This window comes from Nostoc sp. MG11, assembly GCF_014904695.1.
In the GTDB taxonomy this organism is placed as follows: Bacteria; Cyanobacteriota; Cyanobacteriia; order Cyanobacteriales; family Nostocaceae; genus Komarekiella.
The window spans coordinates 284337-300518 of record NZ_JACXXN010000008.1; the positions used below are offsets into that span (position 1 = coordinate 284337).

A 16182-nucleotide genomic window follows, 5' to 3' on the forward strand; every position below is an offset into this window, starting at 1 on the left:
TACAGTTCACATGATATTTTGAATTTTTCAGAAAATTTATTTTTTGGAAGTCCCTCATTTTGCATTAATCTCTAGAATTAAAATGCCTTTGCACATTTGTTCTAATCATGGAGGGAGGAGACTTACAACAGTGGATATTTTAGATTTGTTTTATAAGGGTGGGCCAGCGATGTGGCCTCTGTTGGTTCTGTCAATTCTGTCTTTAAGTGTGATTTTTGAGCGTCTATGGTTCTGGTTGCGAATTTTAACTCAAGAAAAGGAAATAGTTGATCGCGTCCTAGATGCAGCTCGTGATAATTGGGAAGTAGCTGGAGAAATTGCTAAGCGAGCAACAGATCAGCCTGTCGGGCGGTTTTTATATGCACCCCTAAGTTTACCAAAAAGCAATGCAGAAACCTTTCGACTAGCTTTGGAGTCTTCGGCAGAAGACGAATTGGCAGGTATGCGGCGAGGGGAAAAACTTTTAGAAGCTGTGATTGCTCTTGCACCGCTGTTAGGATTGTTGGGTACAGTGTTGGGTTTGATCCAGTCTTTGCGCTCAATTCGGATTGGTGATTTAGGAACTGAATCTACTGCTGGCGTAACTACTGGTATTGGTGAATCTTTAATTAGTACGGCAACAGGGCTAATAGTTGCCATCATTAGTTTGGTATTTTACCGCCTGTTTCAAAGTTTTGTAGTCAACCAAGTTAAAGTTTTTCGCAGAGCGGGAAATGAAATGGAGTTGCTCTATCGCCAATCTCCGCCTGACTTTAGTAATACATCAGCAATTGTGCGGGAATCTCCACGAGAAAATTTTACTCCACCTCGTAAGCAAGGAAAAAATAGATTTTCTGAACCTCCTGAACCCCCAAATTTACCTGAATAATTAGATGCTGAGCAATAGTCGATAATTCAACCTCGAACCAGATTTTAGAGTTAGAAGATGAAAGTTAATCTACATACTCCAATTGAAGAAGCCCAAATTCAAATCATTCCCTTAATTGATGTAGTTTTTTGTATCCTGACGTTTTTTTTGTTGGCAGCTTTGCAATTTACCCGACAACAGGCAATTAATGTTGATTTGCCCAAAGCCAGCACAAGTACGGTGTCTGGTGTAACTTCGCAGGGTGGAAGTCAAATTGTGACTATTGATGCCCTTGGCAATACTTACATAGAAAAACAACCTGTAAGAAGAGAAGAATTGGCACAGAGATTAAAGCAGTATCTCCAAGAGAATCCTAATGGCGTTGTCGTGCTGAATGCTTCCCGAACTTCAACTTATAACGATGTCATTGAAACATTAGATTTGCTGCGGCAGGTAGGGGGCGATCGCGTGTCTTTGGGAATCATTCCCGCTCCGTCTGCCAATAATTTCCTAAACCAGCCTCCTATTCCCTCTTTCCCCATCGATCCTGGTGCTACACCAGCGCCCAACAGTGTGCCAGTTCCAGGCATCAACCCTCAAGGCAATTTTAACCCTAACTTGCCCTTAACGCCTAATCAAGTACCTTTCCCAACGATAACTGGACAACCTTCACCCAGGCAAAATCTCAATCCTGGCGTTTCTCCCCTTATTCCCAATTCACCAGCGCCTCAAGCGCCTGTAGCACCCAAAGAAACCCAGCCTACTCCTAAAAGATGAGCGGGGGAAAATGAGCAAGAGGGGCAAGATATGGAGAAAAAATTGTACCTTGTCCCTCTCATTTCCCTACTTTCAGCTTTTTATAATCCTAAAGATATACAAAATAAATTCCGATTAGCAAAAGATTTGCTGCTAATTTACTAATAATTGGTCGAGACTTTCAAGATTTTTCCACCGATAGACCGAGTAATTTTTAGCTATTCACCATTCACGTTTCAGGAATTGTGGCATGAATATTGTAACGCTTTTAATTGTTTGGGTAGTAACAGCTATCAGCTTGTTGGTCATTAGTAAGTTGCCTTTGGGAGTTGAAATTGACACTCCGGCTAAAGCTTTCTTTTCCGCAGCAATTCTCGGTATCGTGACGGCAGTAGTTAGACCTATTTTACGCCTCGTATTTGCAGTACCAACTTTTCTAACGTTTGACTTACTATCCGGCTTTTTCACATTTATCATTGCCGTTGTTTGTTTTAGTATTGCCGCTTGGTTAGTGGATGGCTTTCGCTTACGTTTTGGTATTTGGAGCGCTGTGCTTGGGGCATTTGCACTGACTCTAATTAACAGCCTAATCTACAGATTATTGGGTGTCTAAACATTAAAGTCAAAAGTCCATAGTCTAAAGTCAAGAGTGTTAAGTATTCTTGACTATCGACTATTGACCACTTTTAACTATTCGTTAGAAGTTGGAGGAGCAACCGGCGTAGTTGATTGCTGTTTGCGTTGCTCACGTTTTTTACGCTCAGCGGACATCATATCTGCCATCACTATTAATGCCTGTGCCATCTTATCAAGGTTAGAGCGGTATAGTTCCAAATCCTTGTTGAGTTTGTCATCAGACAAGTTTAAGCCAGTCGCGATCGCTTTGAGTGCTTCAGTACGTTGCTTCTCGTCTTTGACTAATTCGGGATCTGAGTTTTCCAATAACGAGAATAAGCCAATCGCAAACAAGCGGCTGTATTTAAAGTTAGGATTGTTAGCGATCGCTTGCAGGTGTCCTTGCAAGTCAGCATCTCGATCCAAATGAGCCGTTTGGCTCAGCCACGCAATTAAATCTTTAACTGGCATTTTCCCTATAGCTTGCAATCTTTCCGCATCTTGTCGATAGCGTTGCGGATCTTGTTCTACAGCCTGACATAGGGCGTTAAAAATTGATTCTTGATCCCGTTCTGGTTGATAGCCTTGCATGAAGCGGTCAAAAGTCGTGACGACGCCCAAGGCATAAATTGGATTGTAGCTAAAATCGACATTTACTGACAGCAGATGCATTTCCACCATCAACTCTTCTACTACCCGACGATAAATAGTGTTAATCGGACGGGTGTGAAGATTGTAGAAAGTTCGCTTTGTATCAGAGACAGTACGGACGTTATTCACAAAGAAAATGTTAAGGGCGACGTATCTTTATTTTCTCGCTTAAAGGCTACTTTGCCAAGTTTAGGTTTCTGCTGGTTACGCGTTCATCACTTTACTTTTGGAAAGAAACCCCGTTTTTTGTGGGTGTAGCAGTCAGTTGACTTACAATATAGACAAACTGAAAGTGGTTTAAAAGTGGGCAGCCACAAGGGGTGACAACCCTGTTTCTTGAAAAACTCGCAAAAAAATATAATACTTAACAATTAATGCATGATATCTATGAGCTTCTCGCCACAGTTAATTGCCCTCGGTGAGTACCTAGCTGGTGAATTTGATAATCGGGAACAAGCCATAGCAGAACCTATTTGGTACGTCCACTTACGTCTGTGGCAAAGACCAGTTAATCTGTTCTCAGAAGATAGTATTACCTTGTTTGCTGAACAAGCGAACATTGTCAACTTAGAGCAACCTTACCGCCAGCGAATCATCCGGTTGCAGCATGGAAGCGACTTAGATGCACCTCTACAAGTGCAGTACTATATGCTTCAAGATCCAGGTGCGTTCAAAGGCGCAGGTCATAACCCCGATTTACTCAATACACTGACACCCGATCAATTAGACTTATTACCAGGCTGCATTCTCACAGTCAACCAAGAAACAACAGCCCCCAACAGCTATAAGTTTGCAGCTACCCAGCTACCAGACACTTGTTGCAGTTTTACTTATCTTGGCAATAGCGTGCAAGTTTCTTTAGGGTTTGAAGCCACTGCGGTAGAATTTTATAGCTACGATAAAGGAATTGATCCAGCAAGTGGAAAAGCAACTTGGGGAGCGATTTTAGGCCCTTATCGCTACACCAAACGAGGGCAGTACTGAGTGCTGAGATGGATTTAGTTAAGTTAGAGAATTTTCTCTGCCTTTTTGATTCTGTCCCTTTCTTCAACTCACAACTCAGGGAGAACTCTGAGCAGAGGCTTCTTCCTATCAGAAGTTCGGTAGTCGGCCAGAAACTCGGTGACTCAGCACTTTCTTAACTAGCAATGCTACGAGGTACACCTTCTAAAGCTTCCTCCTCTGTTTCAAAAATTTCAAAGACTGTATCCATCATTGTGACTTCAAACACAAGTTTGGCTTCTGGATGTACATTGCAGATGCGGAAACTGCCCTTAACTTTATCAGCATCACGCATTCCAGCTACCAAAGACGTGAGGCCAGAACTATCAATAAAATTTACCTGACCGAGATTCACAACTACATGGCGACTGAGTTTGGAAATACACTCCTGTAACTTCAGACGAAATTGCCAAGCAGTGGTAATGTCTAAGCGACCTGCTGGTGTTAAGACAATAACGGTATTGCCGTCTTGGGTTGTATAAGTTTTTTGGTCTATCTGAATCACTGAAGCCCCCTCCGTGGCACTCCTTTCAAGATTAGCTACTCCTGAATTTAAATCTGAACTGGTGCGCTAAAAGATTTACTTTGCGATAAATCTTTATTTCTCCTCACTGGAATAAGTTCCAGTGAGCTAGTAAATTAGTTAGCTCACCAATTACAGGATTATTTAATGCTGTAACTTGAGATTAACAAGCTATAGCTAAAATTGTCACCATTTTGTTCTAAGTGCTTACATCTAGTAGTTTAACTCACTAAAACAGTGCTGAGAAGCCAGCGCCGTGGATAGGCCTCCAAAATTGAAGCAACTGGCATTACTGAGCATAAAGTTGCAACCAATGAAACTTTCGTTCTTTTTCTGTGTTTTGTTCTTTGACGTTTTCAACCCAGCACTGGCTACGCCCTGCTAGGCTAACAGCACTTCAGCACGGGCTAAAAGCCCCACTACCGCGCTTCAGCACTATTGATTTGGTGTCCAGTTTATCCAATCTTGTGGTTTCAAGAAGGTTTCGTACAATTCGGCTTCCGGGGAATTTGGTTCTGGCTGATAGCCGTATTCCCAGCGCACTAATGGCGGTAGAGACATGAGAATTGATTCTGTACGTCCATTGGTTTGCAGACCAAAAATAGTCCCTCGGTCATAAACCAAATTAAATTCTACATACCGTCCCCGACGGTATAGTTGAAAATTCCGTTGGCGATCGCCATATTCTATCCCATGTCGCCGTTCTACAATTGGTACGTAGGCTGGTAAAAATGCTCTGCCACAGTCTTGCACAAAGGCAAACAAATCTTCCCAATTACGTGAGGCTGGCGTTCCTACCTGGTTGCTATAAGTAGCAGCTTCTCCATTTGGATTGGGGCCGCGATATAAAGCATCCTGGCCATCTTGGTAATCAAAAAACAGACCACCGACACCCCGTGTTTCGTCGCGATGCTTGAGATAGAAATATTCGTCGCACCAGCGCTTAAACACTGGGTAATATTCTGGGTGGTGTTGGTCACAAGCCTGTTTTAATGTTTTATGCAAATGTGCTGCATCTTCGGCAAATGGGTAATAGGGTGTCAAGTCAAGACCGCCACCAAACCACCACACTGGGCCTGCTTCAAAATAGCGATAATTCAAATGGACTGTAGGCACGTAAGGATTATGAGGATGTAACACCATCGAAGTGCCAGTAGCATAAAAGCTGTGTCCTTCTGCTTCAGGGCGTTGGGCTAAAATTGAGGGTGGCAAATGAGAACCCCAAACTTCAGAAAAATTTACACCCGCTTGTTCAAATATTGCACCATCACGTAGCACGCGCGATCGCCCTCCACCTCCTTCTGGGCGTTCCCAACTATCTTCGAGAAACTTGCCCACACCATCCAGCTTTTCCAGCCCTTGACTAATTTCGTCTTGTAACTGCTTCATAAACTGATGGACTCTAATCTGAGCATCAGCTGGCGGCAAAGATTTGGATGATGCTGCTTCTACAGTTGGCGTTTGTGAGTTGGTCAACATAGATTCCCGAACCTAAATTACAATTTCCAAAAAGCCACAAATTTCTCATCTTAAAATTTGGGGGGTAACACGTACCCATCTATAATCAAGCTCAATTTGCCCAACCTGCTTTTTTCTTACTGGTCAAGTATTTACACGATTGATGGGCACGACTAAAGTTATTTTCCCTCAAATGCGTATAGGCTTGTATATTGACTGAGTTTTTTTTTGACTTGATTGGAACATTCTGCTATCAACATCAGACTGTGGCCAATTAGTCTATCAGCACTCTCGACCTTGATGTTTCAAGGTTGGAACTGATGTGAACTACACTTCTGTATAGTACCGATAATGGTGATTCTTGCACTAGTCGCCATGCGATCGTGTTGGTGTTTGTAGCAAATAGGGACTTGCTACGTTCATGACTATTTTGAGAAAGTTTTAATTTAGGGGCTGATTACCACAGTTACCCACCATACCAGAGTGACCAGAAAGTGTCTAGCGAGGAGGATTAGGAAAATGCGAGGTTGGTTATCCAAATTCATCCACCGCAAACGTCGTCGGTTTTGCGCTTCTCTGGTACGAACTTATCAAGAGATTAGTTCTGCTTCTGTAGATGAACTGTGGCAAAAAGTGGTTGATTTAACAGATGTTTCTTGGCATCCACAACTCAAGAGTACTAACGTCCCCTACGGTTTAGTACCCAAGCCGGGATTGATTTTTCAAGCGGTAACACGCTTTTCACCTATTCCCATCAGGATTTTCGTGGAGCGTGTTAATCCCAGAGAGATGTTGAGTATTCGAGTACTGGCGATACCAGGCGTTGAGGAACGGGTAACTTACCAAGTAGAATCAACTGTCTGTGGTACTTGTTTGTCTTATTCTGTAACGCTACGTGGTTGGTTATCGCCCCTGATTTGGTCATTATCTCGTCCATATGCCGATCGCGTCGCCCGTTCTTTAGTTGAAGCAGTAGAAAAGACAGCGTTACCAGCGGTATCAAGTAAGAAAAAATCTCTTAATGACAGTTGTTTTGATTTTTAGGTGATGGGCGCTGGGGACTGGGAATTGAGGACAAGGAAAAAACAATTACTTTATCTTCCCCCAGATCCCTCTGCTCACCAATACCTAATCTCTGAATTCTCAATCTCCATTGCCTAAAGAAAGTAAGATTCTAGTAGGTAATAATGAAAATTCGTTAAGTTCGGTTAAGGCAGTAACAGTGAAAATACTAAACTGCCCTTGCTCTAATTTGTATCTGGTCTATAGCCAGGACGCACACGACAATTTTATTTCTTCATTTTGAATTATTAATTTTGAATTGTTTTATGTACGATGTCCTCGATTCGCGCTCTGTCTTAGAAGTTTTGCAACCAGTGCAAGACCCAGAACTCCGCAAGAGTCTGGTGGAACTGAATATGATTCGCAACGTCAAAATTGATGGTGGCAAAGTTAGCTTCACTTTGGTGTTGACCACTCCCGCTTGTCCTTTACGTGAATTTATCGTTGAAGATTGTCAAAAAGCTGTTAAAAAGCTACCAGGCGTTACAGATGTGAGTGTAGAGGTGACAGCAGAAACACCGCAGCAAAAGAGCTTGCCAGATCGTACTGGAGTTACTGGAGTCAAAAATATTATTGCTGTTTCCAGCGGTAAAGGCGGTGTTGGTAAAAGTACAGTGGCGGTAAATGTCGCAGTGGCTTTAGCGCAAACAGGCGCGAAAGTCGGCTTGCTAGATGCTGATATTTACGGGCCCAATGACCCCACAATGCTCGGTCTGGCTGATGCTCAAATTACCGTGCGCTCAACTGAAAAAGGTGAAATCCTGGAACCTGCTTTTAATCATGGCGTTAAATTAGTTTCAATGGGCTTTTTGATTGACCGAGATCAGCCAGTGATTTGGCGGGGGCCAATGCTCAACGGAGTAATCCGCCAGTTTCTTTATCAGGTGCAATGGGGTGAACTGGACTATTTGATTGTAGATATGCCACCAGGAACCGGAGATGCTCAGTTAACTTTAACGCAAGCAGTACCGATGGCAGGGGCAGTAATTGTTACTACGCCGCAAACCGTAGCCTTGTTAGATTCCCGTAAGGGATTGCGGATGTTCCAGCAGTTGAATATACCAGTATTGGGGATTGTGGAAAATATGAGCTATTTTATTCCACCAGACATGCCCGATAAGCAATATGACATTTTTGGTTCCGGCGGTGGTTCTAAAACTGCGATTGAGTTAGGAGTACCACTATTGGGGTGCGTGCCACTAGAGATATCTACGCGAGTTGGTGGTGACAATGGTGTGCCAATAGTTGTTGCCGATCCAGATTCAGCTTCCGCAAAAGCACTAACAGCGATCGCTCTCAACATTGCTGGCAAAGTATCAGTTGCGGCTCTGTCATAATAAGGTTTAATTTCTACCTGATTCCTAGACCAAAACCTAGGAATAAAGCTAAAGCCTAAAATCGCACAATGTTGTTAAAACGTTCGCTTCCTAAAAATCGCTGGAAGTCCTGGATTAAACCCTGGCAGTACATAGACTGGCTACTATTTTGTTTGCCAATTGTTTTAAGCATCTTTGGCGGTGTCATGATTCTCAGTACAGAACTGAAGCAGCCTGTAACTGATTGGTGGTGGCACTGGTTGGTAGCTGGTATTGGTGTGGTGATAGCGCTATTTTTAGCTCGCTGTCGTTATGAACACTTAATACAGTGGCATTGGGTAACATACGCACTGACAAACCTCAGCTTGCTTGCCGTGATGTTTGTTGGCACTAGCGCTAAAGGGGCACAGCGTTGGATTCCGATTGCTGGCTTCAACGTGCAACCCTCGGAATTTGCCAAAGTTGGAATAATCATCACCTTAGCAGCTTTGTTGCACAAGCGTACTGCTTCTAGTATCGAAAGTGTTTTCCGCGCTCTGGCAATCACCGCCATACCTTGGGCACTAATATTTTTACAACCAGATTTAGCAACATCACTGATATTTGGGGCGATCGTCTTAGGGATGCTGTATTGGGCAAATGCTAACCCAGGTTGGCTAATTCTGCTGATTTCTCCTGTGGTTGCTGCTATTTTGTTCAGTATACCTTGGCCTTTTTCAGAGCCAATAGTTTTATTTAAAGAACTATCTTTTGGAGCATTAGGATTGGCTTGGTCATTTGCTATGGCTATTGTTGGCTGGCGGACTCTTCCTTGGCGTCGATTTGGTTTTGGTGCCATCGGTGCTTGGAGTCTCAACATTCTGGGTGGCGAATTAGGAGTTTTTGCCTGGAACCATGTGTTGAAAGAGTATCAAAAGGCTAGGCTGACTGTATTTACCAATCCTGATCACGATCCCCTCGGCGCTGGGTATCACCTAATCCAATCTCGGATCGCTATTGGTGCTGGCGAAATTTGGGGGTGGGGTCTGTTCAAAGGCCCAATGACGCAACTAAATTTTGTACCTGAACAGCATACAGACTTTATTTTCTCTGCGGTGGGCGAAGAATTTGGTTTTGTTGGTTGTTTGGTTGTGCTGTTTGTCTTCTGCCTAATTTGCTACCGCCTACTGCATGTCGCTCAAACAGCCAAAGACAATTTTGGTTCTTTATTGGCTATTGGCGTTTTATCCATGATTGTTTTTCAGCTAATTATTAACGTTGGCATGACTGTCGGTTTAGCACCAGTAGCAGGAATTCCCTTACCTTGGATGAGTTATGGACGTTCAGCCATGCTGACCAATTTCATTTCTTTAGGAATAGTAGAATCGGTAGCAAATTTTCGACAACGCCAGAAGTATTATTAATTCGTCCTTAGTCATTGGTTCGCCAGTGTGGTCTTCTCCCAAGGGGAGACGCCAAGGGCGATGGGGGTTTCCCCCATGAACAACTGGCGAACCCAAAGGGTCATTTGATAAGAACCAAGGATAAAAGACTAATGGCTAATGACAAGTATTAAGCTATTAACAGGAAACAAGCGAGGCTAAAAATCATGATTCTGCCTGGAGCAACTGTTCGTGTCAAGAATCCCGCAGATACCTATTATCGTTATGAAGGACTCGTGCAACGGGTAAGTGATGGCAAGGTAGCCGTGCTGTTTGAAGGTGGTAACTGGGATAAATTAATTACCTTTCGCCTAGCTGAGTTGGAACTTGTAGAGACTACAGCCGGACGTAAAAAAGCAAAATAGATTTAGTTATGAGTTATGAGTTGTCTGCACTCATAACTCAGCAACGCCAGTCCGCTCAAGTCGGGGAACCCGCCCACGCGGCTGGCTCCTCAGCACGGGCTAAACGCCCCGCTACCGCTAACAGCACTAATATGCGCCTTCCCTTACCACAGTTTGACAGAGGCGATCGCCACCCTAACCACATTGCGGAGGTGATCGAGACTACTACTACCGAATTTCTAGCACAATGTTTGGAACCGGAAGACTTAAGTTTTCCTTCTATGCCGCCTTTTGGTAGTTGGGTCTGTTCTGTGGATGAAGAATCGGGCAATCAGGTTTACGGCATAGTATATTATGCTACGACTATGCCCATAGATTCTGTACACCGAGCCAGAGCTTTGGGGTTGTCATTGCAGGATTTACGCGAGGAACAACCCCAGATATTTGCCATGCTCAGAACGGAATTTCGTGCAGCGATCGTGGGATTTGAACAGCTTTCTTATACTAAGAGTTATAACCAAAGGGTGTATCAGTATCTACCACCTCGTCCCCCGCAAATTCATCAAGCCGTCTATCGGTGTGAGCCAGAAGCGATCATTAAATTTACCGAAGAACTAGATTTTTTGCGGACATTACTTTGCATCAACGGTGCGCCACTAGAGTCTTTAACGGCGGCTGCCATTCGAGAAGTTTACCAGTTACGTAAAGCAGATCGAGAATGGCTAATTAAAGCTGGACGTACTCTGAGTGTGTTGCTCAAAGATGACTACGATCGCTTGCGATTCATTTTGAGTCAAATCCACCCATAGATAGTTAGTTGTTCGACAATTGCCTATGTAGTGTAAATTAGGCTTTTTTATTTTTTGTCAGAGTAGCTTCTACATTTATATCAATTAGGCGATCGCTCTAAAGGTAATCGCAGTTTTACATAGCCCCTTCAACTGCTACTTATGGAACTGATATTACAAGTTCTTGCTCTGGAACCAACTTCCCAAGTTCTGGGCAAGGAACCAATTGTTCCCTTTGCTATTTTATTAATTGTTATCTTAATCGTACCCATTCTATTTGAGCGGCTAAGACTACCAGGATTAGTGGGTTTAGTTTTTTCTGGACTAGTACTTGGTTCTTCAGGCTGGAATCTCTTCGAGTCCAACTCGCCGATGATTAACCTACTATCAGAAATTGGATTAGTTTATTTACTGTTTGTAGCTGGGCTAGAAATTGATATAGAGCAGTTCCGTCGCCGGAAAAGTCGTGCCTTCGGGTTTGCTAGCTTGACTTTTAGTGTACCCCTGGTAGTAGGCACGTTAATAGGGCATATATTTGGCTTTGGTTGGAATACTTCAATATTAATTGGCTCTTTATTTACTTCCTATACCCTTTTGGCATATCCCATTATCAGTCGCCTGGGAGTGGTAAACAATGAAGCCGTCACTGTCACAATTGGAGCTAAGATTTTTACAGACGTTGGCGCAGTACTGATATTAGCCATTTGTGTAGCCTTCGCTCAGCCTGGGACATTTAGCTTTGCTAAGCTACTCACCTTATCGGGTTGGTTGACTATTTACTCCGTTGCTGTTTTGGTAGGTTTTGATTGGGCAGGCAAAGAATTTTTCCGACGGTCTGGAGACGATGAAGGAAATAAGTTTTTGTTTGTGTTGCTTTCTGTGTTTCTCGCCGCTGTGGGCGCTCAATTGATTGGAGTAGACAAAATTGTTGGTGCCTTTTTAGCGGGTTTGGCAGTGAATGAAGCAGTGGGTGAAGGACTAGTTAAAGAAAAGGTGGTGTTTGTGGGTAGTGTACTATTCATCCCCATCTTTTTTGTTGACCTTGGTCTGCTGATCAATCTGCCTAGCTTTGTGAACAGCTTAGACACACTTAAGTTAACACTGTTGATTGTAGTCGGTTTGATTGCCAGTAAATTTATAGCAGCTTTTTTGACAAAATTGGTTTACCGCTATAACTGGCAAGAAATGCTAACGATGTGGTCGTTGTCTGTTCCCCAGGTTAGCACAACGTTAGCAGCAACGTTAGTAGGATATCGGGCTGAGTTGCTTCCAATAGAAGTATTAAATAGCGTAATTATCTTAATGCTTGTTACATCAATTTTGGGGCCCTTGATTACTAGTCAGATAGCTGTTGGTTTAACTTCTCCATCAGCCGAGAAGCCAGCGTCAACAACATCGCCTGAACAGAATACACAAGAAATAAACAGTGCTTTTACTATAGTCGTACCGATCCATAATCCTCAGACCCAACAGTATTTGATTGAAATGGCGGCATTATTAGCGCGTCAGACAAATGGCACAATTTTACCATTAGCGATCGCTCCCGCTGCTGCTCACATGGATGCACCCCAGTTAGAAGCGTCTCTGCAACGAAGTGAACGATTACTGGCAAAAGCCACGGCACAGAGCCGAGTATTGGGTGTGGAAGTAGAACCATTGCTACGGATTGATGATGCCTTTGCTCAAGGAATTAGCAGAGCTGCTCGCGAACAAAAAGCTAGTTTAATTGTCATGGGTTGGGGTAAGCGTACTGGATTGAGAGCGCGTTTATTTGGCAATGTGATTGATGGTGTTCTTTGGGCATCCCATTGTCCGGTGGCGGTGACACGTCTGATGGAATCACCGAAAAAAATTCAGCGCATTTTAGTACCAGTAGAAAATTTAATCGCACCGCCATTACAGCCTGTGCAATTTGCCCAAATGCTGGCAGAAGCAAATCAAGCTCAAGTTACTGTACTCAATGTGTGCGATCGCCGCACTAGTTCCAGTAAAATTGCTGCCAAGCGATCGCATCTTTCGCTATTGGTGTCTAAATTAGCTGTGCAAAATTCCCCAGAAATTCAAATTATTGCTCATGAAAATGTTGCCCAAGCGATTTTGCAGGCAGCGCGATTATATGATTTAGTAGTTTTACCTTTTATACGTAATCGTACAAGTCCTGGAGGGTTAGCCATTAGCGATGTCACAACTCAACTGGCTAGCCAACTCACCTGTTCAATTGTCATGCTCGGAGAGCCACAACGCACTCAAACAGTAGTTATGCCCGCTGGGGTTCCCAGTACTACATCTGCTATCTAAAAAAGATATGTATTTAAGTATTTTCTCGTAGCCACACCTGTATGAGTAATTTTGAAGATTAAATATTCAATTTCCCCTATTTTTATTTATGGGTTGTTGTATCAAATTAAAAACTACCGTAGATACCCCTAAAAACACTTTATCTTGTTGAAGATTTGATGAATTCTAGGTAAAAAACCGACAATTTTTAGAAGATGTTTGTTATTTTGCTAATTGAATTGCTCAGCAAACTAGTACAAATATAACAAAATTGCATACGTAGGAAAATTGGTAAGTCCAAAAATCCCTTTTAGTTAGCCCTTTTTGTCCTGTATTTTTGCATCTGATCTGGGTAATCTAAAAACAAGCGCAATAGCTGAATCAAATATCCGTAAGTAACTGGGAAACTATGAGAATTTTGGTGACGGGCGGTGCTGGGTTTATTGGTTCCCATCTCATCGACCGACTAATAACCGATGGGCATGAAGTAATATGCTTGGATAATTTCTACACGGGTCATAAGCGCAATATCCTTAAATGGCTAAACCATCCGTACTTTGAACTTATTCGCCACGACATTACCGAACCAATTCGGCTAGAAGTGGATCAAATTTATCATTTGGCTTGTCCTGCTTCTCCAGTACATTACCAGTACAACCCAGTTAAAACCGTTAAAACTAACGTGATGGGAACACTGAACATGCTGGGGTTAGCCAAGCGTGTGAAAGCTAGATTTTTATTGGCTTCCACAAGTGAAGTGTACGGAGATCCAGAAGTTCATCCCCAAACCGAAGACTATCGGGGTAGCGTCAATCCCATTGGGCTGCGTTCGTGTTACGACGAAGGCAAACGAATTGCTGAAACCTTGTCATTTGACTACTACAGACAAAATAAAGTCGAGATTCGGGTTGCCAGGATTTTCAATACCTACGGCCCTCGGATGTTTGAAAACGATGGTCGCGTAGTGAGCAATTTTATCGTTCAAGCTTTGCAGGGTATTCCTTTAACCGTATACGGTGAAGGTACACAAACCCGTAGTTTCTGCTACGTTTCTGACCTAGTAGAAGGACTGATGCGGTTGATGAATGGTGACTACGTAGGCCCAGTGAATCTGGGTAATCCTGATGAATATACCATTCTAGAACTGGCGCAGGCAGTGCAAAATCTTGTGAATCCAGATGCAGAAATTAAGTTTGAGCAACTGCCTTCTGATGATCCACGTCGTCGCCGTCCCGATATTACAAAAGCTAAAACCTTGTTAAATTGGGAACCAACCATTCCTCTGCAAGAGGGGTTAAAACTGACAGTAGAAGATTTCCGCGATCGCGTCAAGAGCGATTGAGCGTCGCTTAGAACTTTCGTGCAAGCTAAATCCTATCTTTAGCTTGTACTTTGGTAGCTGGGTTTCCCGGCAGTTGTAAGTTTAATATTGACAACTTCTTTTTGAAAACTAACCCCAAAAAAAGCGAGGAGTTAAATAAAATGCGTGTTTGCGTAATTGGTACTGGTTACGTTGGTTTAGTTACAGGTGCTTGCTTAGCTCATATCGGGCATGATGTAATTTGTGTAGACAATAACGAAGAAAAAGTCAAGTTAATGAAGTCTGGGCAGTCCCCAATTTTCGAGCCGGGACTCTCGGAAATTATGCAGTCGGCAATTCAATCTGGGAAGATTGAGTTCACTACTGATATCGCCGCTGGAGTCGCCCACGGGGAAATCTTGTTTATTGCTGTGGGAACACCACCTTTGCCCACTGGTGAAAGTGATACCCGTTATGTCGAAGCTGTAGCCCGTGGCATTGGGGTAAATCTAAATGGTGGTTACAAGGTAATCGTAAATAAATCTACAGTTCCCATTGGTTCAGGTGACTGGGTGCGGATGATTGTCTTGGATGGCATAGCTGAACGTCAGAAAACCCTAGTACCCGCAGGTGGAGTATCAAGTGATGAAAAATTACCTGAAATTGCAGCCCAGTTTGATGTAGTCAGCAATCCAGAATTTTTGCGTGAAGGTTCGGCAGTGTATGACACCTTTAACCCCGATCGCATTGTACTAGGAGGCAACAGTCAAAGAGCGATCGCTCTAATGCAAGAACTATATGCCCCAATTGTAGAGCGTCAGTATGCTGCTGATAAATCTTTACCTGCTGTACCAATTCTGACAACAGACCTCAGCTCGGCGGAAATGATCAAATACGCTGCTAATGCCTTTTTGGCGACTAAGATTAGTTTTATCAACGAAGTTGCTAATATTTGCGATCGCGTCGGTGCTGATGTCACTCAAGTAGCAAAAGGCATCGGTCTGGACTCCCGGATTGGTAACAAATTTTTACAAGCTGGTATCGGCTGGGGTGGTTCATGCTTTCCCAAAGATGTCGCCGCCCTTATTCATACTGCTGATGACTATGGCTATGAAGCCCAGATCATGAAAGCCGCTGTTAGTGTCAACGAACGCCAGCGCCTAATTGCTCTAGAAAAACTCCAGCAAGTCCTAAAAATCCTCAAAGGTAAAACAGTCGGTTTACTTGGTCTGACCTTCAAGCCTGATACCGACGATTTGCGCGACGCCCCAGCACTTAACCTGATTGAACAATTAAACCGACTCGGAGCCAAAGTCAAAGCCTACGACCCAATTGTTTCCCAAACAGGCCTGCGTCATGGTCTTTCTGGTGTGCTAGTAGAAACCGATGCTGAAAGACTTGCTGATGGTTGTGATGCTTTAGTACTTGTGACTGAATGGCAACAGTTCAGTACTCTTGATTATGTCAAGATGGCCCAATTGATGAGCCATCCCGTAATCATCGACGGACGTAACTTCCTCGATCCTGAAACAATGGTGCGTGCTGGATTCCAATATGTAGGCGTGGGAAGATAATATCGATTAAATCTCACGCTTCGATATAGGTTAATTCGGAACCACAGATTACACAGATAAACATGGTTAATCCATCGATATTTATCTGTGTTTATTTGTGGTTTTTTCAGAAAGTTAGGTATTCTTGCGACGTAAAAGTGGCTCTAAAAAGGTAAGGATTCAGGTGGCAGAGTATTGACAAGAGGACACTTCAGGGGGAGTATCACAAATATGAACCAAAACCTGCCTCAAGATATAGACCGAGAAAG

General features: G+C 43.3%; 15 protein-coding genes. 12 read left to right on the plus strand and 3 right to left on the minus strand.

The features are described from left to right. The first annotated feature begins 130 nt into the window (after nucleotides 1-130). The 3 genes from HCR01_RS15115 (at nucleotide 131) to HCR01_RS15125 (ending at nucleotide 2216) form a co-directional block, all read left to right on the plus strand. On the plus strand, nucleotides 131-868 hold the full coding sequence (locus HCR01_RS15115) for a MotA/TolQ/ExbB proton channel family protein (RefSeq protein ID WP_193196974.1): 738 nt from the start codon (nucleotides 131-133) through the stop codon (nucleotides 866-868). 57 nt (nucleotides 869-925) lie between these two features. Beyond that, nucleotides 926-1624 (plus strand): biopolymer transporter ExbD, encoded by a 699-nt coding sequence (locus HCR01_RS15120; RefSeq protein WP_193196975.1) that lies wholly within the window; start codon nucleotides 926-928, stop codon nucleotides 1622-1624. A 229-nt stretch (nucleotides 1625-1853) separates the two neighbouring features. Continuing rightward, on the plus strand, nucleotides 1854-2216 hold the full coding sequence (locus HCR01_RS15125) for a phage holin family protein (RefSeq protein ID WP_162398914.1): 363 nt from the start codon (nucleotides 1854-1856) through the stop codon (nucleotides 2214-2216). Nucleotides 2217-2293: 77 nt separating this feature from the next. On the opposite strand, the gene psb29 is transcribed toward HCR01_RS15125, so the two are convergent. Beyond that, on the minus strand, nucleotides 2294-2998 hold the full coding sequence (psb29, locus tag HCR01_RS15130; protein WP_193196976.1) for a photosystem II biogenesis protein Psp29: 705 nt from the start codon (nucleotides 2996-2998) through the stop codon (nucleotides 2294-2296). Between the two features lie 258 nt (nucleotides 2999-3256). Here psb29 and HCR01_RS15135 point away from each other — a divergent pair, with 258 nt between their 5' ends. Continuing rightward, nucleotides 3257-3853: a chromophore lyase CpcT/CpeT gene (locus tag HCR01_RS15135; RefSeq protein ID WP_193196977.1), complete on the plus strand. Its 597-nt coding sequence runs from the start codon at nucleotides 3257-3259 to the stop codon at nucleotides 3851-3853. Between the two features lie 154 nt (nucleotides 3854-4007). Here HCR01_RS15135 and HCR01_RS15140 read toward each other — a convergent pair whose 3' ends face one another. After that, nucleotides 4008-4376 (minus strand): STAS domain-containing protein, encoded by a 369-nt coding sequence (locus HCR01_RS15140; protein ID WP_162398911.1) that lies wholly within the window; start codon nucleotides 4374-4376, stop codon nucleotides 4008-4010. 453 nt (nucleotides 4377-4829) lie between these two features. Beyond that, nucleotides 4830-5873 (minus strand): oxygen-dependent coproporphyrinogen oxidase, encoded by a 1044-nt coding sequence (gene hemF, locus HCR01_RS15145; RefSeq protein ID WP_193196978.1) that lies wholly within the window; start codon nucleotides 5871-5873, stop codon nucleotides 4830-4832. A gap of 498 nt (nucleotides 5874-6371) precedes the next feature. Here hemF and HCR01_RS15150 point away from each other — a divergent pair, with 498 nt between their 5' ends. The 8 genes from HCR01_RS15150 (at nucleotide 6372) to HCR01_RS15185 (ending at nucleotide 15934) form a co-directional block, all read left to right on the plus strand. Beyond that, the gene (locus HCR01_RS15150) at nucleotides 6372-6896 is read left to right on the plus strand and encodes an SRPBCC family protein (protein ID WP_193196979.1); all 525 of its coding nucleotides are present in this window, start codon (nucleotides 6372-6374) and stop codon (nucleotides 6894-6896) included. A gap of 284 nt (nucleotides 6897-7180) precedes the next feature. Then, nucleotides 7181-8251, plus strand: a complete 1071-nt coding sequence (locus tag HCR01_RS15155) for an Mrp/NBP35 family ATP-binding protein (RefSeq protein ID WP_193196980.1) — start codon at nucleotides 7181-7183, stop codon at nucleotides 8249-8251. Nucleotides 8252-8319: 68 nt separating this feature from the next. Continuing rightward, complete coding sequence (gene rodA / locus HCR01_RS15160) at nucleotides 8320-9633, plus strand: rod shape-determining protein RodA (protein ID WP_193196981.1); 1314 nt, start codon at nucleotides 8320-8322, stop codon at nucleotides 9631-9633. A 185-nt stretch (nucleotides 9634-9818) separates the two neighbouring features. Next, nucleotides 9819-10016, plus strand: coding sequence for an NAD(P)H dehydrogenase subunit NdhS (locus HCR01_RS15165; RefSeq protein WP_191759201.1), 198 nt, complete (start codon nucleotides 9819-9821; stop codon nucleotides 10014-10016). A gap of 131 nt (nucleotides 10017-10147) precedes the next feature. Next, on the plus strand, nucleotides 10148-10804 hold the full coding sequence (locus HCR01_RS15170; protein ID WP_193196996.1) for an HAS-barrel domain-containing protein: 657 nt from the start codon (nucleotides 10148-10150) through the stop codon (nucleotides 10802-10804). Nucleotides 10805-10945: 141 nt separating this feature from the next. Next, a complete protein-coding gene (locus HCR01_RS15175; protein ID WP_193196982.1) occupies nucleotides 10946-13081 on the plus strand; it encodes a cation:proton antiporter in 2136 nt (711 codons plus the stop codon). Nucleotides 13082-13469: 388 nt separating this feature from the next. Continuing rightward, on the plus strand, nucleotides 13470-14402 hold the full coding sequence (locus HCR01_RS15180; RefSeq protein ID WP_193196983.1) for a UDP-glucuronic acid decarboxylase family protein: 933 nt from the start codon (nucleotides 13470-13472) through the stop codon (nucleotides 14400-14402). Nucleotides 14403-14542: 140 nt separating this feature from the next. Continuing rightward, entirely contained in the window at nucleotides 14543-15934 is a 1392-nt protein-coding gene (locus HCR01_RS15185; protein ID WP_162398902.1) for a UDP-glucose dehydrogenase family protein, read from the plus strand. The last annotated feature ends 248 nt before the right edge of the window (nucleotides 15935-16182 follow it).